This window comes from Runella aurantiaca, assembly GCF_003339505.1.
Classification (GTDB): Bacteria; Bacteroidota; Bacteroidia; order Cytophagales; family Spirosomataceae; genus Runella; species Runella aurantiaca.
This window is the reverse complement of the sequence record NZ_QPIW01000028.1, coordinates 1-20,212: the sequence shown is the minus strand read 5'-3', so window position 1 is coordinate 20,212 and position 20,212 is coordinate 1. Positions and strand designations below refer to the sequence as shown.

General features: G+C 43.0%; 17 protein-coding genes. 7 read left to right on the top strand and 10 right to left on the bottom strand.

Features of this window, described 5'->3' with window-relative positions:
* Nucleotides 1–463: 463 nt before the first annotated feature.
* Nucleotides 464–985, bottom strand: a complete 522-nt coding sequence (locus tag DVG78_RS24180; RefSeq protein ID WP_114463602.1) for a helix-turn-helix transcriptional regulator — start codon at nt 983–985, stop codon at nt 464–466.
* A 511-nt stretch (nt 986–1,496) separates the two neighbouring features.
* Nucleotides 1,497–2,309 (bottom strand): 2,3,4,5-tetrahydropyridine-2,6-dicarboxylate N-succinyltransferase, encoded by an 813-nt coding sequence (locus tag DVG78_RS24175; protein WP_114463601.1) that lies wholly within the window; start codon nt 2,307–2,309, stop codon nt 1,497–1,499.
* Nucleotides 2,310–2,911: 602 nt separating this feature from the next.
* Here DVG78_RS24175 and gap point away from each other — a divergent pair.
* Nucleotides 2,912–3,925, top strand: coding sequence for a type I glyceraldehyde-3-phosphate dehydrogenase (gene gap, locus DVG78_RS24170; protein WP_114065669.1), 1,014 nt, complete (start codon nt 2,912–2,914; stop codon nt 3,923–3,925).
* Between the two features lie 177 nt (nt 3,926–4,102).
* Here the strand turns inward: gap and trmB are convergent, their stop codons facing one another.
* The 6 genes from trmB to DVG78_RS24140 all read right to left on the bottom strand — a co-directional run bounded on the left by trmB (nt 4,103) and on the right by DVG78_RS24140 (nt 13,252).
* Nucleotides 4,103–4,759 carry a tRNA (guanosine(46)-N7)-methyltransferase TrmB gene (trmB, locus tag DVG78_RS24165; protein WP_114463662.1) on the bottom strand — a complete coding sequence of 219 codons (657 nt, stop codon included), beginning with the start codon at nt 4,757–4,759 and terminating at the stop codon, nt 4,103–4,105.
* A 43-nt stretch (nt 4,760–4,802) separates the two neighbouring features.
* Nucleotides 4,803–6,101: a bifunctional folylpolyglutamate synthase/dihydrofolate synthase gene (locus tag DVG78_RS24160; RefSeq protein WP_114463600.1), complete on the bottom strand. Its 1,299-nt coding sequence runs from the start codon at nt 6,099–6,101 to the stop codon at nt 4,803–4,805.
* A 98-nt stretch (nt 6,102–6,199) separates the two neighbouring features.
* A complete protein-coding gene (locus DVG78_RS24155; RefSeq protein WP_114065671.1) occupies nt 6,200–7,126 on the bottom strand; it encodes a hypothetical protein in 927 nt (308 codons plus the stop codon).
* A gap of 115 nt (nt 7,127–7,241) precedes the next feature.
* Entirely contained in the window at nt 7,242–8,363 is a 1,122-nt protein-coding gene (locus tag DVG78_RS24150) for an HU domain-containing protein (protein ID WP_147277167.1), read from the bottom strand.
* Between the two features lie 156 nt (nt 8,364–8,519).
* Nucleotides 8,520–10,184 (bottom strand): TonB-dependent receptor, encoded by a 1,665-nt coding sequence (locus DVG78_RS24145; RefSeq protein ID WP_114463598.1) that lies wholly within the window; start codon nt 10,182–10,184, stop codon nt 8,520–8,522.
* A 50-nt stretch (nt 10,185–10,234) separates the two neighbouring features.
* A complete protein-coding gene (locus DVG78_RS24140; protein ID WP_114463597.1) occupies nt 10,235–13,252 on the bottom strand; it encodes a tetratricopeptide repeat protein in 3,018 nt (1,005 codons plus the stop codon).
* A 458-nt stretch (nt 13,253–13,710) separates the two neighbouring features.
* On the opposite strand from DVG78_RS24140, the gene rpsT reads away from it, so the two are divergent.
* The 4 genes from rpsT (at nt 13,711) to DVG78_RS24120 (ending at nt 17,051) form a co-directional block, all read left to right on the top strand.
* Nucleotides 13,711–13,974 (top strand): 30S ribosomal protein S20, encoded by a 264-nt coding sequence (gene rpsT / locus DVG78_RS24135; RefSeq protein WP_114065675.1) that lies wholly within the window; start codon nt 13,711–13,713, stop codon nt 13,972–13,974.
* Between the two features lie 117 nt (nt 13,975–14,091).
* The gene (locus DVG78_RS24130; protein ID WP_114463596.1) at nt 14,092–15,354 is read left to right on the top strand and encodes a lactonase family protein; all 1,263 of its coding nucleotides are present in this window, start codon (nt 14,092–14,094) and stop codon (nt 15,352–15,354) included.
* Between the two features lie 90 nt (nt 15,355–15,444).
* Complete coding sequence (locus DVG78_RS24125; protein ID WP_114463595.1) at nt 15,445–16,263, top strand: purine-nucleoside phosphorylase; 819 nt, start codon at nt 15,445–15,447, stop codon at nt 16,261–16,263.
* Between the two features lie 224 nt (nt 16,264–16,487).
* Nucleotides 16,488–17,051, top strand: a complete 564-nt coding sequence (locus DVG78_RS24120) for a DUF6580 family putative transport protein (protein WP_229598307.1) — start codon at nt 16,488–16,490, stop codon at nt 17,049–17,051.
* Nucleotides 17,052–17,106: 55 nt separating this feature from the next.
* Here DVG78_RS24120 and DVG78_RS24115 read toward each other — a convergent pair whose 3' ends face one another.
* Nucleotides 17,107–18,024 carry a 1-aminocyclopropane-1-carboxylate deaminase/D-cysteine desulfhydrase gene (locus tag DVG78_RS24115; protein ID WP_114463661.1) on the bottom strand — a complete coding sequence of 306 codons (918 nt, stop codon included), beginning with the start codon at nt 18,022–18,024 and terminating at the stop codon, nt 17,107–17,109.
* 52 nt (nt 18,025–18,076) lie between these two features.
* Here DVG78_RS24115 and DVG78_RS24110 point away from each other — a divergent pair, with 52 nt between their 5' ends.
* The gene (locus DVG78_RS24110) at nt 18,077–18,910 is read left to right on the top strand and encodes a hypothetical protein (RefSeq protein WP_114463593.1); all 834 of its coding nucleotides are present in this window, start codon (nt 18,077–18,079) and stop codon (nt 18,908–18,910) included.
* 79 nt (nt 18,911–18,989) lie between these two features.
* Here the strand turns inward: DVG78_RS24110 and DVG78_RS24105 are convergent, their stop codons facing one another.
* The gene (locus tag DVG78_RS24105; RefSeq protein ID WP_114463592.1) at nt 18,990–19,406 is read right to left on the bottom strand and encodes a DUF4783 domain-containing protein; all 417 of its coding nucleotides are present in this window, start codon (nt 19,404–19,406) and stop codon (nt 18,990–18,992) included.
* A gap of 98 nt (nt 19,407–19,504) precedes the next feature.
* Here DVG78_RS24105 and DVG78_RS24100 point away from each other — a divergent pair, with 98 nt between their 5' ends.
* Complete coding sequence (locus DVG78_RS24100; protein ID WP_199563290.1) at nt 19,505–20,002, top strand: phosphoribosyltransferase family protein; 498 nt, start codon at nt 19,505–19,507, stop codon at nt 20,000–20,002.
* The last annotated feature ends 210 nt before the right edge of the window (nt 20,003–20,212 follow it).

Below are 20,212 nucleotides of genomic sequence, written 5' to 3'. Positions count from 1 at the left end.
AAGTAGCTGTATTGACTACCTGAAAATGTTTATTTCGTTGTCATGTATATCTGATTTTACTGTTTATAATAATTCAAGCCCACTCCTACTTTTTTTATTTAATCAGTATATCCCTATAAAATCTATATTTTCTATCATTTATATTATATAATAAAAAGTATACTATTAATATATGTTAAGTGTGGAATTTATTTATTAAATAGATTGATTTTTTGTTACGACTCAGGTTGTAATTTGATGATTTGAGTAAGATATGTTAATACCTCAAGATTCCTTTTGAGAAGCGTATCAATTACAGAACGAATAGTACAAAAAGCGCTCTGCCCTGTTTTAAATTGTCCAGATACCTTCTGTTTAACCTTGACATTACGGATAGCCCTTTCTGAACCATATCTGCCAATGGGCAATGCTAAACCTTTTTATGCAATTTATCTCTGAGTCGTAACGATTTTCCTGCAGGTTTTTATTGCCCCAAAAATTGATTGAACTTAGAATTTGGATCAACAGGTATGACTTGAGAACTACCGTCATCATAAACAATGGTTATGAGTACCGCACGACGAGGTTTTAACTGTTCGAGAGAATGATTTGCGGTCACTTCGGGCTTGTTTTGAGCGGTTCGAGATTCTGCTGAGTTCGATACCTTGGTTATGTGGTTTCTTTCACGCAAATCTGGTGTCGTTACATTACTCACTTTTGCCCCTCCATACCCTTGATTTTCAATTAGTTGGGTGATAATCTGCGCTTCTTCTGGGGACTGGGTTCGAAACCATTCTAAGTTGTATTTTTCATTCCATGCCACAATTTTCTCTAAAATGTCATGACTTGGCCGATTACGATAAGCCAAAATGTGTGAAATGGTTGAACGCTGTACTTTTATGGCATCCGCAAATTGAGAAGCATTCATATTATTCTGATGAAGAATGACGCGAATCTTATTATTCTTGAGGTAACGAATATCTGTAAAATCTGAAAATGTTGCCATGTTGTAAACATTAAGGATGATTTTACAAAGGTAATACTGGTTACATAAATGGCAAAATGTTTACAGATAAAATTTTAATGTTTACATATGTTATTTGGGCTGTATATATGTAAACTACATATTGTTTACATATGAATACACTATGTAAATTTGTGTAAATAGCATATATTGTTGATAGTTAGCTAGTTACAGTATTTTAATAGGATTCTTTGAATAAGTACCATCCCTTGCTCTATTAAAAATTGAACAATGTAATTTTTTGTAAATAATTTAAATTTTGTTTGGAGTTTACAAAATCTTTTTGTTACATTTGTATAAGTCAAACAGAGAAGCACAATATTTGGTCAGATAGTGAAAAGGATTGTGAAGATGTTAAGCCGATTTGCTCGAAGATTTGTGGTTTGGCTTAAGTCGGGTTTTTCCGATAAGACAGTAATTTTATGGGGTAAATGAAGCACGTAAAAAAGCCACTCGATTGAAGTGGCTTTTTCGTTTTTAATATTAATTGCTTTTAAACTGCTACGTTATTCTCGCGTAGTGCCTCATTAAGTGAGGTTTTTAGATCGGTACTGGGTTTCCTTTTTCCGATTATAAGAGCACATGGCACGTGAAATGTCCCTGCTGGGAATGATTTAGGATAACTTCCTGGAATGACAACGCAATCATTAGGTACGTATCCTTTATATTCGATGACCTCCTCTCCCGTCACATCCAGGATTTTGGAGCTACCAGTAATTGTGACTCCCGCACCTAGGACTGCTCGCTTACCTATGTGTGCTCCTTCAACAACGATACAGCGTGAACCAATGAATGCGCCATCTTCAATGATCACTGGCGCTGCTTGTGGTGGCTCTAGGACTCCTCCTATTCCAACTCCTCCGCTGAGGTGTACATGTTTGCCTATTTGGGCGCAACTTCCTACGGTAGCCCAAGTATCAACCATGGTACCTTCGTCTACATAAGCACCGATATTGACATAGGACGGCATTAGTATGACTCCTTTTGCTAAGTAAGCTCCGTGCCTTGCTACAGCTGGAGGTACAACACGCACACCAGATGCTTTGTAGCCGGTCTTTAGTTTCATTTTATCATGGTATTCAAAAATCCCTATTTCTTTTAGTTCCATTTGTCGGATAGGGAAATAAAGCAGGATAGCTTTCTTAATCCAGTCGTTGACAATCCAGCCGTCGTCTGTTGGTTCAGCAACTCTGATTCTACCTTCGTTCAATGCGTCTATTACATTCTCAATAGCTTGAATGACTTGTGGCTCTTTGGTGAGTTCTCTATTGTCCCAAGCGGATTCTATTTGTACTTTTTCGTTCATTTGTAATTAAAGTAAAACTTGATTTATTTTGATTTAATGATATGATTACAAGACTTTTAGATTTAAAGAAATGCCTATTTTATTTTAATCCATAAAATGTATTATTATCAGTATACACAATGTTCTGTTTCTTATATTAATGATTTAGCCTATTTCTTCTCTATGATGTGTTTCTATTTGTATTGTGGTACCCCTACTCTATTTTGTGCGTATTGAGGTTAAATTCGTTTTGTATGTAATATTACTAATTTATTGGGAAATCATGTACTGTTTAATGTATTTATTGTACTATGTTCTTCTAAAGTCCACTATTGTTTGTTTAGTATACAGCATTCATTATTTATTTAGCAATACAACAACAGTTTAGCTTTGTTTTAGTAAATATACTAATATAATGCGTTATATTTTAGCTAAAAGGCAGCGACAATACTAAATAAAATGTCAAATATTAGTAAAATGTACTAATTGAGCTAACAAAATACTAAACAAATACTCCATGTTTACTAAATAACAATGCAAACGTATGCCTGCTGTAAATAAAAAATATATAGTATCTTTGCCAATGAATTAATGATGTTCCATTAAACCACCAAAAAATACCCATGACAAAAGTAAAAGTAGCCATCAATGGTTTCGGACGAATTGGTAGACTTGCCTATCGCCAAATTTACAACATGCCAGACATTGATGTAGTAGCCATAAACGATTTGACCAGCCCATCAGTATTGGCTCATCTTCTAAAATACGACACTGCACAAGGACGATTCAACGAAGAGGTAACTTCAACCGATAATAGTATTGTTGTAAATGGTGATGAAGTACGCATCTATGCACAGAAAAACCCAGCTGAAATTCCCTGGGGAGCTCACGAAGTAGACGTTGTACTCGAATGTACAGGTTTTTTTACCGATAAAGATAAAGCTGCTGCTCACATTACCGCAGGTGCCAAAAGAGTCGTTATCAGCGCTCCTGCAACCGGCGATCTAAAAACGGTTGTTTTCAACGTAAACCACAGCATTCTTGATGGTAGTGAAACCATCATCAGCTGCGCAAGTTGTACCACAAACTGTCTTGCACCCATGGCCAAAGCCCTTAACGACGCTTTTGGCATCGAAATAGGCAGCATGACCACGGTACACGCCTATACAAACGATCAAAATACCCTTGATGCTCCTCATGCGAAAGGTGATTTAAGACGTGCAAGAGCTGCTGCCTCAAACATCGTTCCTAATAGTACTGGTGCCGCTAAAGCAATCGGATTAGTATTGCCCGAACTAAAAGGCAAATTGGACGGTGGCGCTCAGCGTATTCCTGTTATCACTGGAAGTTTAACCGAATTAACCGTTATTTTAAATAAAAAAGTAACGACCGAAGAAGTTAACGCCACCATGAAAGCAGCAAGTAACGAAAGCTTTGGTTATAACGAAGACGAAATCGTAAGCAGCGACATTATCGGAACTTCATTCGGAAGCCTCTTCGATGCTACCCAAACGAAAGTTGTCAACGTTGGCGATAAACAATTGGTCAAGACTGTAAGCTGGTACGATAACGAAATGAGCTACGTAAGCCAACTCGTTCGTACTGTTAAATACTTTGCACAGTTAATCTCTAAATAAATAAAACTAGGTAAATATTTAATTTAAGTTTTTAATACTGAAAAAGGCACTAGTGATAGTGCCTTTTTCTATTACTCCTCTCCCATTACAAACACCATTAACTTATTGATAACTAGATATTTATATTTATAATGAAAAACAATTCATTTATGAATATTTATTCATTTATATATTTATTTACAAGAAACGGCCCCTTAAATAGTGAACAGGAAAGCCTTTTTCAGTAAAAATTTGCTCAAAACGCGTCTGAATTCCGTGGTGATCATCATGCATTTTGGATTGGTAAAGGTCAAAAGTGGCTTCTAAATCCTTCACCCCAAACTGCGAAAGCTCTTCTAATGTAAAATCAAACAGCTCCCGATTGTCGGTTTTTAAATGCAACAAACCCTCTTTCTGCATCACAGCACGGTATTTTTCCAGAAAATGCGGGTGGGTTAATCGCCGCCGAACCCGTTTTTTGAGATTGAAAGGATCGGGAAACGTAATCCAGATTTCAGCCACTTCCCCTTCTTCAAAAAAGTTTTGAAGAAACTCAATGTTCGCCCGGAGAAAAGCAACGTTGGTGAGGCCCAGCAGTGTGGCCTGCTGACTGCCCGCCGCTAGTCGATCCCCTTTGACATCAATGCCAATAAAATTCAAATTGGGATATACTTGCGCTAATCCGACCGAATACTCCCCTTTTCCGCACGCAAGTTCAAGAACGATGGGATTTGTATTCAAAAAGTAACTTTCATTCCACTTTCCTTTGATGGTTTCGTAGAGGGGTTTACCAACCTCTAATACATTGTCTGCCAGTGCATTACTTGCAAATTTAATCAGTTTCTTACGGCTCAAGGTTTTAATAATTTTGTTAAGACAGTAATTAGGTACAGGATATTCAAATCTCAGACAGTTCAGAAACCACAAAAGTACTTCCCCCGACGTAAATAAAATCATACGTGGAGGCTTTTTGTCGGGCTGCGTTCAATGCGTCGTTTACATCTCTATATTCCCCGCCATTTATACCAACTTTATCTGCTATATAGACTAATTCGTTTGAAGGCAATGCCCTTGGTGAATCAAAGCTGCAGAAATAGAAATGGGCATTTGTTGGAAAAAGCCCCAGTACCCCTTTTATGTCTTTGTCTTTGACAAATCCTAGTATAAAGTGGAGTTGGTCGAAATCATACCTTTTGATTTGATTAAGGGTTTCGCTCAATCCTCCATAATTGTGGGCGACGTCGGCAACGGTCATCGGCGATTCACTCAATACTTGCCAACGCCCTTTGAACGAGGTAAGGGTTGTGCAATGCGCCATTCCTGATTTTACCGCCTCTATTGGAATAGAAAAGCCTTGCTCTTTTAATAATTCAACACTTTGCCATACCCCCGCCACATTTTTAAGCTGATAGTTCCCGACCAAATCCAGCGCTATTGTATTTGATGATAGGGAACCCTCTTTTTTACTTTCTATCGTTACGACACGCTTACCTTTTTCTACCGAAAGGGAGTTGACAAGGTACTGTTGGTCGGCGAAATAAATCGGAGCGTTCATTTCTTCGGCTTTTTGAAAAAAAACAGGCGCAGTCTCGGGCTGGGTTTCCGAAATGACGACGGGGGTATTTGCCTTAATAATGCCCGCTTTTTCAAACGCAATTTTTTCAAGGGTATTACCTAATAAGTCTGTGTGATCAAAACTGATGTTGGTAATGACTGACAGAAGCGGAGAAATGATGTTTGTGGAATCCAAACGTCCCCCCAAACCTACTTCAATGATGGCAATATCCACGTTTTGCTGGGCAAAATAATCAAATGCCAAAGCAACACTGATTTCAAAAAAAGACGGCTCAACCTTTTCGATGAGGCTCTTATGCTTTTCGACAAAGTCGACCACTACCCTTTCCTCGCACGGCTGGCCATTTATCTTAAAACGTTCAGTATAGGATTTCAAATGCGGCGACGTATGCAGGCCTACGTTATACCCCGCTGATTGGAGAATGGCCGCCAACAAATGAGAAGTACTCCCTTTTCCGTTGGTACCGCCAACGTGAATGCTTTTAAACCGCGTTTGGGGGCTTCCTAACGCCTCGCAAAGCGCAATAATATTCCCTAACCCAGGTTTCAGCGCAGCGGCTCCTACGCGGTGAAAAACGGGCAATTTCTCGTACAAATACGCAATGGTTTCAGAATAGTTCATGACCGATTTTAAATGAAATAAAGGCAAAAATAAAGCGCCAAGAATTAACTTCCTGACGCTTTGCGCAATGATTTAAAATATTTTACAAAATCGTATCCTTATCGGGATTTGATATTGAACGTAATCGTGCCTTTGGAGGTCGCTGGTACATTTTCCGATTTAGGCACCAGCTTCATACGACTTACCGCCCGTTTGTATAGGTCGACAATCGATTGGCTCACTGTCGATTCTTTGACCCGTACGTTTACAATGTCACCTGTATCGTCAACCGTTATTTCAAAAACAATACGGCCCGATTCGTCAGAATCATCTTTCACCTGCGGGCGAGCACCCATCCCCCAGCCTGAAACGTTAAGTGCCAATCCCGTTGCTGAGCCGCCTGGTTTACCGTACAAACTTTTGGCGTCAATTTTACCGTTGGGGTTTCCTTGATCTCCTACGGTTCCCGGTTTGTCGCCATTATTATTCCCCCCCGTTCCCGAGGCGGTCCCTGTAGTCCCATTACTGCCTTTTCCACTTCCTGATGACTTTTTAAATAGCGCATTCTCATCCACTTTTTTAGGTTCAGGAGCGGGCTTTGCGGGGGTAACGGGCGCAGGAGTCGTTGCTTTGGATTCGGTTTTAACGGGTTTCGTGTCTTCTTTTACTTCAACCGGACTTTCTACCTTACTCGTAACGGGAGGTTTGACAGGCGCCGTCTTGACGGGCTTCGGGGTTTCTACTTTGGTTACGGGTGGTGGCGTCACTTTGGGCGTGGGCGTTGCCTTCACTTTGGGGGTATCGTCCGATTTTTTGACATCCTCCGCCCGGGGTGAATCACTGGCTTTATTATAAGTTTGAACTTTTCCATAGCCCGCCGCGTCGGTTCCAAAGTTTACTTCTACGTATTCAATGGTTTCTACTTTAGGAATGGTTTGGTATAATTTCACAAAAAATAAAGTCACAAACAGCACCGACGTTACGATTGTCGAGCCGGCAAAGGCAACCATTTGGTGTTCGCGATCTTGAGGGCTGGTCACTAGCATTGGTAATTCTTTGATTGATTTTGTCTAATTAACGCAAAATAAAGGGAATTTGTATACTGACAAAAAAAAAGGGGCTAATTGCCCCTTTTTACTATTATTCGATAAAAGTAATTCCTTATTGACGAAATACGTAAGCATTGGCTCCCGAAAGAAAACTTACACGGGCTAACTGTGATTTTGCTTTTTTAGAATTCTCACACCCAATGGCCGCCACAATGATTAATTTACCTTCGGTGGGTTCAGGGTTGAGAATGTGGGCGTTTTCGTATCCGTTACGCTGCAATTTTTGTTCAAGTTTACGAGCGTTTTCAATGTTTGAAAACCCACCAGCAATCACCAAAAAGTCAGATTTCTCGTCTGATTTATATGAAATTGGTGCGGCTACCTTGGTGATAGGTGTTTCTATAACTTCTTTTTTTACGGCAATGGTTTCTTTCACTTCTATGGGCGTAACTGCTACGGCAGGAACCGATTCTTTAGGCGTTAAATCCTCATTTTCAACGGGTAACGTCGCTATCTCTTTTGGGACTGAGTGCTGTTTTTTAACGCTGTTAGATTTTATATCAGTTGAAAACCACGCCTTCACGGCAGGTACAAGGTCAAAGGGATTGAGGCTTGACTTTAAACTTTCGGAAGGCAACTGGGTAATTCCCGCTACCAACGCGCAACCTGCAATCAAAAGACCTCCTATGTACATTCCAACGCGTGAACGACGACGACGGGGCAACTCATACGTCAACTCCTTAGCCGCACGGTCCGTCTCAATCCAGTTGTAGGCATCCGCAGTTTCGGCAATTTTCAACGTTGGGTCTACCTGATTAACATGAATAGATTTCAAACCATAGCTCTCGGCGTAAAAATTAACCAAGGTCAAAGGCTCAAATTGAAGTTTACCTTCCTCATTATTGGCCAGACTTCCAATGCCCTCCAACATAAAACTACCATTCTCCTGAATGGACTGTTTGATGTCTTCCACAAATTTCCGAATTCGTTTCTGTGCTTCTTCGCGGGAGATTTGCTCGTTGATGGTCAGGTAATGCGCCAATAATCCATCGTCCAATTTGAGCGCTTCGTTAAAGGCTACCCTTTTTTGGGGTGCGTGGTAAAGTGCATTTTGCTCGCTGTAAAAAGCGTGGCTAAAGTACACTAAAAACCCGCCTAGGTCAGGCAGAACAACACAGTCGTGTTCGAAAAGCAATTTTCGGGTATAATCCAATACCGATATCATATCTTTCATCAAACCGTTTATGGGGAATTGGGTACTAAGGTACACATTCAAAAAAAAAAAAGCAATAGTCCGAAGACGATTGCTTTTTAAATTAAAAGAGAAAGATGGCTAATTGCTTCTTATAGAACACTCTGACGCATCTGCCATTATAAAAGTTTTTTTATCTCAGAACTGGAGCGATAATCCAGCTAAGAAATTAAGGCCCTGTTGCGGATAATACAAATACCGCTCGTAGCTTTTGCCCAGTAAATTGTTGACCGAGGCAAAGATTGAAAAGTTGCGCGTCAGCAGATAATCCACCTTCAAATTCAAATCCACAATGGGTTTCAAGGCTACAGTTTTTCCCGTTAGGAAGTTCCGATTTTTGATTCCGCCGATATAATAGGCGTCGATGGTTGCGAACATTTTTTTGCTGAAAACAAAGTGGTTATTCCACGTCACCGTGGTCGTTGGACGCCCCCAGGGCTGTTCGAGACGTTTGACCCCGTAATCATAAAAATCACCGCGCAGGGTAGAACGAACAATGTTTTGGTATTGGTAGCCTACCTGGGCCGAAACCGTCAGCACGTTGATGTAGTCGGCATCATACACGACGGCAAACTTTGTCGAATCAAGCCAATCGTTGTTGAATCCGTAAAAATTCTTAAACAACGCGTAAGATACTTTTCCTTCAAACTGAAACGACGGCCCCACTTCTCCTTTTAACCCACCGTAGATGTCTCGGCTTCGTTCGGTATTGGCTATGATCACATTGGGGGCTAACCAACGGTTTTCGCCCAATAATGAGCGGAGCGTGTTACGGGTCATATCTCCCCCGTAACCCGCGAAGATGTGTACTCCGTTGAAAGGAACGGCATCTACTTCCAATTGTGGGAACCCGACGGTACGGTTAATTTTAAGTCGGTCGTCGGTTTCGTTGACGGCTTTGAATGCCGCCGTTACCGTGAACGCATTATAGGCAAATTTGAACGCAGGCTTGATGCTGAACATGTTACGCTTAAAAGTTTCGGCATCGACCCGCTGCGAAACAAAGGCATCGGCGTTCAGCAGCGCAAAGATGTTTTCTGTAATCGGAATAGAACCCGAAAAATTGGTTCCCCAGTCGGTTTCGCCCGCATTGTAGCGGTCACTCAAACGATACAAAGAGGTTTTGAGGGCATAGTCAATGAATTTATTGTTGTCAATATTTTCAAATCCAACCTGAAGACCAAAGGTGTTGAGCGTTTGACGTATGTTTGCCTTTTGAACTTCGGCGTTGGGTTGGTTGCGGTTTGCGTAGAAATAATAATTGTCGCGGTCATAAAAAAGCGTCCCCCCCAACTTAAAAGTACTACCCAAATACTGCCCGTTGATTTTCAAGCGGTTCTCACTATTGGCCGAATTTTTCCCGTCTACGGGTCCAGTTTGATTAGAAAGATGTTTAAAGTGAACATCATACCCTAAGTCTTCGGTATGGCCCCCCATGAATCCTTCGCCGTACACCTTACCGTAATTGCCCCCGCCGAGTTTTACGTAATTTTGCAGGTTACCGTCTTCTTCGGGTTTCTCATTTCCGTTGACGGGCAACACATTGGGGGTCATCTTTGGGGCACCAAGGGTAAGTTTGGGCGCGCGAAATTCATAATTTAACTTTCGGTCGTCGTCCTCGTTGGTAAACGGCTGTAATTTATTGTACAGGCGGTTGGCCGGTGGCAATTCAATTTTTTTCTTTTTCTCAACTTCAAACGTCTGACTGTCAATCTCTCCCGTTGGTTTTTGGGCCAAAACGTCTTGGGAAAGAAGGGTATATAGTGACTGGCTGACTAAGAGCGATACGAGTATTTTTTTCATCGTTTGTCCGTTTCGATTGGGTTATCCGTTTCCTATATGTGCGGTGTGGGTTATTGTAATGCGGCCAATTTTGCCTTGGCCAGTTCGAGGGCCTGGGCATCATCGGTGTTTTCAATCACTGATTGAAGCGTAGCTTTGGCCTGATCGGGGTCTTTCAATCCCACATATACATCGGCCAATAAGATAAAGGCCCTTACCCGCCACTTTTCATAGTCGGCAAATTGCTTATTCAATTCCATCACCGACGCCTGTGCTTCTTTGTATTTTTGCTGGCGATATAAGGCGTCGGAGGCCCAATACTTCGCTTCTGCCCCGAACTCATCCTTGGAAACCGCCAGAATTTTCTTCAATTCGGCATCGGCGGTCTTGTAGTCTTCTTTTTCGATGTACACTTTCGCGGTTTGCATTTGGGCTTTTTTGGTTGAACCTGGAATGACGTCTCCCGCGTTAATCACCTCACGGGCAAAATACAGGGTCGAATCGTATTTCTTCATCACAAAGTAGGTATCCATCAATCGCATCAATCCCGTTACCCGGTCGGTTTTACTGTCCGACTGCGCAAACACGACGTAATAATTACGCACGGCATTGGGATAATTTCCCTGTTGGTTTTCAATATCTCCCGCCCGTAACGCCGCTTTGGGGGTAAACCGCTCGTCTGATTCCCCAATGACCATGTTAAACAGTTTGATGGCATTGGGAAAATCATTGGAACGGTAAAAACTTTCTCCCGCCAAATACCGTGCTTCCGTGGCCGAGCCGCTATTGGGATAATCCCGGATAAAACTTTGCAGGGCTTTGAGCGCTTGGGGATACTTACCGTCGGCGTACAATCCTTTGGCAGTTTCAAATTCCAATTTTTCGGTTTCGGTACTTTGCGGATTTTTGCGTTTGTAATCAGAAAGTACATCCGACATTTCCTCGGTCCGTCCCGCATTTTCGAGCGTAGATTGAAGTCCCAACAAGGCTTCTTTGGCCGCTGGAGCGTCTGAATACTCACTCAAAATACGTTTATAATCGCGCACAGCCTCTTCGTACACCTGAATGTTATTGTAGGCCAACGCCCGTTTCAAAAGCGAAGGCGGAATCAGGTAGCTACGTGGTTTGTCTTTGATCAGGCGGCTGTAAGCACGAATGGCAGCTTGGTAGTTTGCCCGTTCCATGTCAATGTTGGCCGATTGAAAAAGGGCATCATCGGCGTACCGCGACGTTGGGAATTGGGCAATCACCTTATCGAATTGAGCCTTGGCTTCTACGTCTTTTTCCTGATACGTTAGAATCAAACCTTTCTGATACAGGGCATAATCGCGGTCTAAACGGCCTTCACTGAGCGCTTTATCGTACATGGCCATGGCCTGTGCGTAGTTCTTATCCGTCAGGTAAGAATCCGCGATTCGAATCGTGGCGTCTTCGAGGGTCTGGGGGTCGCCGACGGTTTTTCCTTTGGCAACGTATTGCTGGAAATTAGTCAGGGCAGATTTATAGTCTTTGGTGTTGTAATAAGCGTACCCTAACGAATAAAGGCTACGAATGCCATAAGGAGAACCCGAACTGCCACGAACCAATTGCTGATAAATGGGAATGGCTTCGCCATAACGATTCATGGCCGAAAAAGCCTCCCCTTTTTGAAAATTAGCGGCTTGTTCAATGTCACGGTCGAGGGGATATTTAAGGGATTTATCGAAGTTAACGATGGATTGGGCATAGCGCTCGGCGTTAAAGTCGGCAATACCCAAATTCATGGTTTGACGCTGATAAGCGGCTTTGGTTGCCTCGTCCAATTTCTTCAGTTTCTCAATGTACGCCACCGCCGCCGCACTGTTGTTGGATTTGGTCAGCGACAAAATGGACAGCTTAGTGGCTTCTTCTTCAAAGCTACTATTGGGGTATTTTTTCAGAAACTCCTGTAATTCAGTAAAAGCGGCCGAATGGTTATTCAGTTCAAGCTGCACTTTGGCGTGGTTGAAGGTCGATTCTTCCTGAATGTTTTTATTGAACGCCAATTTGGATGAATTATCCAGCGCCGTCAACGCCGCCTGCGGATTTTTGTTTTGTAAATGACTGATTCCGATGACGTAAGATGCAAACTGACCCGTCGTATCTTTCCGGGTCGAAACGCTTTTTAACTGGTCAATGGCACCCGTATAGTTGCCCGTACGAAAAAGGGAATGACCATACCGAAACTGAACTGGCGCGGGGGCTGCGGTTTCTCGTCCTTTCAATTGCGAATACAAGGCGTAATTTTTGGCAGCTTCTGCATAATTGCCTTTCCCATAATACACCTCGGCGGTGTAAAGTGCCACGTCGTTGAGTTTGACCCCTCCCCCTTGCTGACGGCGCAGCAACGGCTCCGAATAAGCAATGAGTTCGTCATAACGCTCCGCTTGGTACAGCGAAGCCACAATCCAGTTGGGAATATCAGCTTTGAACTGCGGATTTGTCTCGATGCTTTTGAAACTACGATACGCATCCATGTACTTCCCGTTTTGGTATTGAATCACCCCCGCATAATACGACGAAGGGGCAAAATAATCGCTCGTAGGGTCGCGTTGTACTTCGGCAAAGTACTGCAAGGCCGCATTGTATTGTTTTAAACTGTAATACGACAGGCCCAACTTATAGCGGGTTTCGGCGGCGGCGTAGTAATTGGCACTGCGTTCGAGTGCTTTTGTCAGGTAGGTAACGGCGTTTGAATAATCGCCCCGGTCAAAGTAGTATTTCCCTAAATCGCTGTAAATCACCGCCGCTTTGGGATGCTCGGGGTGGTTTCGCACAAAACGATCCACGGCCAACTCTGCTTCTGGGGCATCGGCATACAATGCGCACAAGGTCGTGTAATATTCGGCATTTACGGCCGTGTAGTCGTTGGTATTGAGCAACGCGGGCCGTTTCTCTAAATAATACCTGAACTCTTGTTTGGCGGCCGAATAATTTGATTTTTCGAATAGCTCTACGCCATTACGATAATGTACGTCGGCCTCGGTATATCCGAGGGTATTTTGGGCATTTACCCGGATAAATAAAAGGAAACAAATGGATAGTGGAAGAACGCTGCGTCTTAAAAGCATGATGAGGGAATTAGGTTTCTTCAGTTACGCAATACTAATAAGTTATTCTGATAATTTTGCCAAAGAACGAAAAACCACGCGTAAAACGTATACAATGGCCGTTTTATCTACCAGCGTTGGGGCCAAAAACAAACCCAAATTTGGGTCGATAATGAATCGTTTTACACCCGCGTAGCGCAGGGGCAACTTATCCGTCCAAATATTTCTATTTCTGAGAAAAGAACTTACACCCCACTATATAATGCCCTGGAAAAATCCGCCACCAACCAATGAGTGTTACCAGCCATCGAAACCTTCCTAAGGGCGTTAACTCTAGCTGGGAGGAATACCCTCTGATAAAATGCTTAAAACAATTTCAGGCCACAAATTTCAATAAAAACTTGTTTTTTTAGATGAGAGGCTGTATTTTTGCACTCCTTTTGTAGAAATCAAGACAATATATATTTTACAATAAACCAATGGCAAATCATAAGTCAGCATTAAAGAGAATTCGGGCCAACGAAACAAAACGCCTTAGAAACCGTTACCAACACAAAACAACCCGTACCATGGTTCGCAAACTGCGCGATACCAAAGACCAGGTTGTGGCATCAGAACTTTACAAAACGGTGTCATCTATGTTGGATAAATTAGCGAAGAAAAACATCATTCATAAAAACAAAGCAGGTAACCTCAAATCGAAGTTAGCAAGATACGTAAACGGTCTTGCAGCCACTGCTTAGTTCTTTTTTGTTTTATAAAAACCTTCAAAGCGAGTAGTTTTGAAGGTTTTTTTGTATTTATGCAAAATTAACTATTGAATCTAATCGTTGTATAACCTGAAACCACTGTAAAATTCCATGAAAAACTTGAGTGCAACATTGGGTATGGCGTTGTTGAGTGTGACCACTGCCCTGGCCCAAAAACCCACCATTGAGTTTAATGCCCGCGGTATCCTTGCGCTGTCTGACGGCGACATGGCCGCCTCGGCAAGTGTAGACGGCAAACTATTGAAACAAGTTGGCGTAAAAGATGCATTGACGGTTTATCCCCTCCCGCTCAAACTAGGTCAGGATATAGGCTCATCGCCCGTGCCTAACTCCGCTTTTGGATGGACCCGCAACGCCACCATTACTTCGGATGGTCGGTATGCGTACGTGATTGAATCGCGGGCGCAGACGACCGACAGTTTAAAAACCGTCAAAAGTATTGCTGAGTTGCCCTCTGGCATTAACATGTACATCGTGGACATCTCAAACTTGGCCAAACCTTCGGCCCGCAAAGTGCCCGTCGGTAAAAATCCAACGGCCGTTGATATGCTGGGCAGCAACCTTCTGATTACTTCGGAAGAAACCGGTAAAGAATTACGATTATTTGAAATCGGTGCGGGCGGCCTTCCTACCCGGAACGTGCCCATCGCGTTGAACCTCCAAAATGCCCGGGCAACGGACGTTACGTGGCACCCCGACGGCGAATTTGTGGCCATTACGGTCGAAGAGACCAAAGAAATCTGGCTTTTCAAGGCCAAGCGTAATGCGCAAAACAAAATTGCTACGTTTGAGCCCTTCGGTACTCCCGCAAAAATTACGGGGAAACCCGGCCCTGGTGCGTTTACGCCCGATGGCACCTTATTTATTGTTTCAGATTTGAAGGATGGCTCAGCCGCCAGCGAGTTGACGGCCATTCAGTTCAATACAACCGCCGAAGACCCAAAAACCGCCGAGCATAAAGTCCTCGGTTCAACGGCCGTAGGAATCGGCGCTGAAAGCTTTAGCATCAGCCCCGACGGAACCACCATCGTAACAGCCAACAAAAATGCTTCGGCTCAACCTTGGGAAGGCAGCGTTGGCAAAGCAACCCTTTCGTTGTTAACCTTGGCAAAAGACGGTAAAATGGCAAAAGTAGCCGATTATGACTTGGACGGCATTGCCCCTGAGAGCGTTATTTTTGATAAAACAGGCGATAACCTAGCCGTTTCGTTATACGAATATTTTGACTACGGCAATCGTGATGGTGGAATTGAGTTTTTTAAAGTCACCAAAGGAGGAACCCCTGCCCTGACCAAACAACTCGCCAAAATCAGCGCCCCTAAAGGTTGCTATACCGTAAAAATCATTCCTTAATCAAGGATATTAAAACCCTAATAGGGAAGTCGTTTCTTGATGAAGCGGCTTCCCTTTCTTATTTTTGCCCATTCTCATCCCCTTTTTTCCATGACATTACAACAAATACAGGAAGCCACCGAATTTCTTCAGCAACATACGCAACACTTTACGCCAACCACCGGAATCATCTTGGGTACGGGTTTGGGGGCTTTGGTACAAGACATTGACATTGCGTACAGTATTGACTACGACAACATTCCTCATTTTCCCGTCTCAACCGTCGAATCGCACAAAGGGCGTTTACTCTTTGGGACGCTGGTCGGGAAGAAAGTAATTTGTATGCAGGGGCGCTTTCACTATTACGAAGGCTATTCCATGCAACAAGTGACGTTTCCCATCAGGGTCATGAAATTGTTAGGAATCCAGCAATTAATCGTTTCAAATGCCGCGGGGGGACTTAATGAAAACTATCAGGTAAGCGACTTGATGATCATCAACAACCATATCAGCCTATTCTTGCCTGAAAATCCGCTCATTGGCCCCAATCTTTCCACCCTCGGTGACCGCTTTCCCGACATGAGTGAACCCTACGAAACGACGTTGGTTGAGAAAGCACTCCAAATTGCCCAAGCCAACGGAATCCGTGCACACGCAGGCGTGTATGTTAGTGTAACGGGTCCACAACTAGAAACCAAAGCCGAGTACCGGATGCTGCGATTACTGGGAGCAGATGCCGTAGGAATGAGCACCGTACCAGAAGTGATCGTGGCCCGCCACATGGATTTACCAGTGGTTGGCATTTCAGTCATTACGGATATGTGCATTCCTGAACAACTTGAAAAAGCCGAAATTCAGAAGATATTGGCCGCCGCTTACAAAGCCGAACCCTACATGACCTTCATCATCAAAGAATTAATTCACGCCTGATATTTTACCGTCCAAAAACATATTTGTATTTAAAACACCCTGCCCGTTTTGACTGAAAAAACCTCTAAAGTCTCATTTTGAGACAATCAAAAGGCATTGGTTTAATTTTTACGAATTTTTATCGTTTTTTTTGGCCACTTCTTGCATTTTTAAAAAATATCATTTTATCTTTACACCCAAGTTCGATGTAAAAGGGACAAAAGAAAATTTAACAATACGTAATATTGAGAGAACGTTTTACTACAGTCATGAATTTAAGTGTGTCGAGGTTTAGTACAGTAGTTATACTTATCATAGTAGCTGCACTTTCTCGGATAGTACCCCATCCGTTCAATTTTACTCCTATCGGAGCAATTGCCCTATTTGGTGCTGCACAGTTTAATCGCAAATTATTTGCATTCATGATACCGGCCGCTGCCATGCTATTGAGCGACACCCTGCTTGGTAACCCATCTCTCCCAACCTACCTTTCTTTTGCACTTATTACCGTTTTTGGTATAGTTTACTTAAAAAAAGTGACCGTTAGCCGCCTGTTTGTTTCAAGTTTGGTTGCTTCCGTTTCGTTCTTTTTAATAACAAACTTATTTGTTTGGTTCGGGGGTAGCATGTATCCACAAACGGGGCAGGGATTAATTGCCTGTTACACCGCAGGATTGGCCTTTTACCAACAAACCTTATTTGGTAATTTGTTTCTGAACACAATCATGGGAGACTTATTTTATACTTCCTTGCTCTTTGGCTCATTTTATCAAATCAATAAAATTGCTTTCAAGCCCACCGTGGCATAAAAATATTTGTTTTCATGGCTGTTAATAGGTAGACAAATAGCTCCGATCTTCGGAGCTATTTTCTTTTGCCCTGTAGCCCTCCCGAGTGTAAAACCACAACGACATCTCCTTGGTTAAAATAGCCTTTTCGCACCAAGTCCACGACCCCATACATCATCTTTCCCGTATAAACCTGCTCTAAGGGTATGGTGGTTTCCTGCTCAAAGTCGTCGATGAACTGGTTAAGTTCTTCGGTTTCTTTTCCGTACCCCCCAAAATGATAGTCCGTAAAAATCTCCCACGTTTTGTCGTATAGCGGAACAAATGCCGCTAGGTGTTCCTCTACGTCTCGCTTTTCAATTTTCAAACTTGAAAAAACCAGTACTTTAGCCGATACGGCGGCCGATAGCAATCCCGCCGAGGTTCCGCCCGTCCCAAAAGCCGTACACAAATAATCAATCGGGGCGAAAAGTTGGGACTGAATCTCTGCTACCGCTTCTCCTACTCCTTTTATTGCCAATTGATTGGAGCCGCCTTCGGGAAGGATGTACGCATCAACCCCTAAATGCTTCACCAACCGCTCTTTGTCCCGGTACTCGGTCCGGCTGACAAATTGCAGTTGCATTCCGCATAGAGACGCAAATTGTAAGGTTTGGTTTGAGTCGGCATGAAGTTCGTCGCCCCTGATAATCCCTAGCGTTTCAAAACCCATGGCCTGACCCGCCGCCGCAACGGCCGCAATGTGATTGGAATAAGCACCGCCAAAAGTTACAAGCCGCTTAAAGCCCCGTCTTTCTGCTTCCAGAAGGTTGTATTTTAGCTTACGCCACTTATTCCCCGATACGAATGGATGCAGCAAATCATCTCTTTTTATATACACCTTCACCCCACGCTCGATGAATAAAGGCAATTGAACGATTTGAAGGGGAGATTGGGCGGCATTTTCCCAAAATCTATCTACTCTACTCACAATAACATTTGGTTTTATGTACATTTGTTTGTTCCAAACGCAAGTTTTAACACTTTTCACTCATCATAATATACTCATGAAAAAAATATTTTCAACCCTGCTCTTTTTTGGGGTCATGCTCAATGTATCGGCACAGGATACCCCTACCGCCGACGCCATCATTGATAAGTACCTTGCGGCCATTGGCGGCAAAGACGCCATCGCTAAAATCGAGGACCTGACCATCGGAACCGCCGCCGAAACCCAACGCGGCACCATGGAATCTGAAATCAAGGTCAAGAAACCCAACAAATTCTCATCGGTCAGGTACATGATGGGCAACGAGGTAATGCGTTCCACCAGCGACGGGGCAAAGGTCGAAACCGTGCAGGGATTTGGCGGCAATACAAACAATCGGGTAGCCGAGGGCAAAGATGCCATCGCCCAGATTTTACAAAATGTTCCCTTTCCTGAATTGCTTTATGCAGAATATGGCATTATAAAAACAGTTGCTGGCAAAGAAGCCGTAAATGGCAAAGACGCGTGGAAAGTAGACTTTGAAATCCCTGAAGGAAGAAAATGGAGCGAATTCTTTGACGTTGAAAGTGGCTTAAAAGTAAAAAGAATGGCCAATATGGAAGGAATGAGAGGCGGTGGCCAACGCCCACAAGGACAACCAGGCGGGCAAGGAACCGGTCAAGGACAAGCACCCGGCGCTCAAGACGGGCAGCGACCTGGGGGCGGGCAGCGCGGTATGGGCGGCGGCATGATGAATGTTACATTCAGTAATTACAAAGAAATTAAGGATGGCAACGGGGTAAAAATTCCGTACACCCGCGAACAGGGCAACGGGCAATTCTCGTCGAAAGAGGAAGTGCAATCCGTAAAAATCAACAAAGGCATCAAAGAAAGCAATTTTGTAATCAAATAGGCCTTATCAAAAACGAAAGGGCGCTGGATTCTGGAAAATACATTCCAAACTCCAACGCCCTTTTTCTATTATCGTTTTCCTATTCTTTCTTAAAATGCAAGGTATTGATTCGGTAGTCTTTTTCGGTGACTCTCATCAGAATATATACCTGAAATTTACTTCCATTGACCGCCTGATAAGTTGCAGTGCAATAACGCACTTTCGAAGCCGTACCTTGAAAACCATACTTAAAGTCCTTTGGGGGATATTTTTTAAAGAAATTTTTCAGAATCAGTTCCGCTTGCTCCTCACCTACCCGACGGAAATCCACCCGTTCGGCATCAATCACTAATTCTAGGCTGCGCTCAAAGTGATCCGCCAACGTATGGGCATTCCCGGTTTTGATTGAGCCTTTGATTAGCTCGGCAATTTCCGCCTCTCGATTCCCGATTGACGTAAATCCACACATTGTACCTCCAATGAGTAGCACCAAAAATATATTTCTGAAGATTTTCATAATGAATGAGCCATTTGAGTTTGATTTCAGGTAGTAGTTGGCTAAAATTGTGCCAAACTCAAATTCAATATCAAAAAAAGCATCAACGCAAAATGTCCATGCATAAAACAATCCTTTCGTCCGACCAAACGATCCAAAAAATCAAACGCATCGCTTTTGAGATTTATGAAAAAAATTTCGAGGAAGAAAGCGTCGTCTTAGCAGGGATCAAGGGAGAAGGATACGAAATGGCGCGGTTGTTGGAAGTTTTCTTAAAAGAAATATCCCAATTGAAGGTTCATCTTATGCAAATTGACCTCAATAAAGACCATCCACACACCAGCCCCGTTCAGTTTGATTTAGATAAACAACTCCTGAGCAGAAAGGTCATCATTGTAGTCGACGATGTGCTGAATACGGGGCGCACACTAGCTTACAGCCTTTCGCCCTTTCTTGGGGTATCTTTAAAACGCCTTCAAGTAGCCGTGATGGTCAATCGGGCGCATCATTCTTTCCCGATTTTTGCCGATTATGTGGGCTATGCGATGAGTACTACCCTGAACGAACACATACACGTAAAACTCACTGGCGACGAAATCGGGGTTTATTTAAGCTAAGCTTTCATTCACTTTCGGGGGAATTTTTTCTTTTCCCCGAAAGTGATGTTTTTTTAAAATTGCTGAATTTTAGACCGTTCTCAATTAGGCTTCCCTTTAAAGGGTTAAGATATTAAATATCAGTACTTTGCATCAAAAAATAATCCCCGAATATGCGCGTATTTGGCATAATTCGGGGATTTTCGTATTTTAGTTGTGCTAACAAACCTA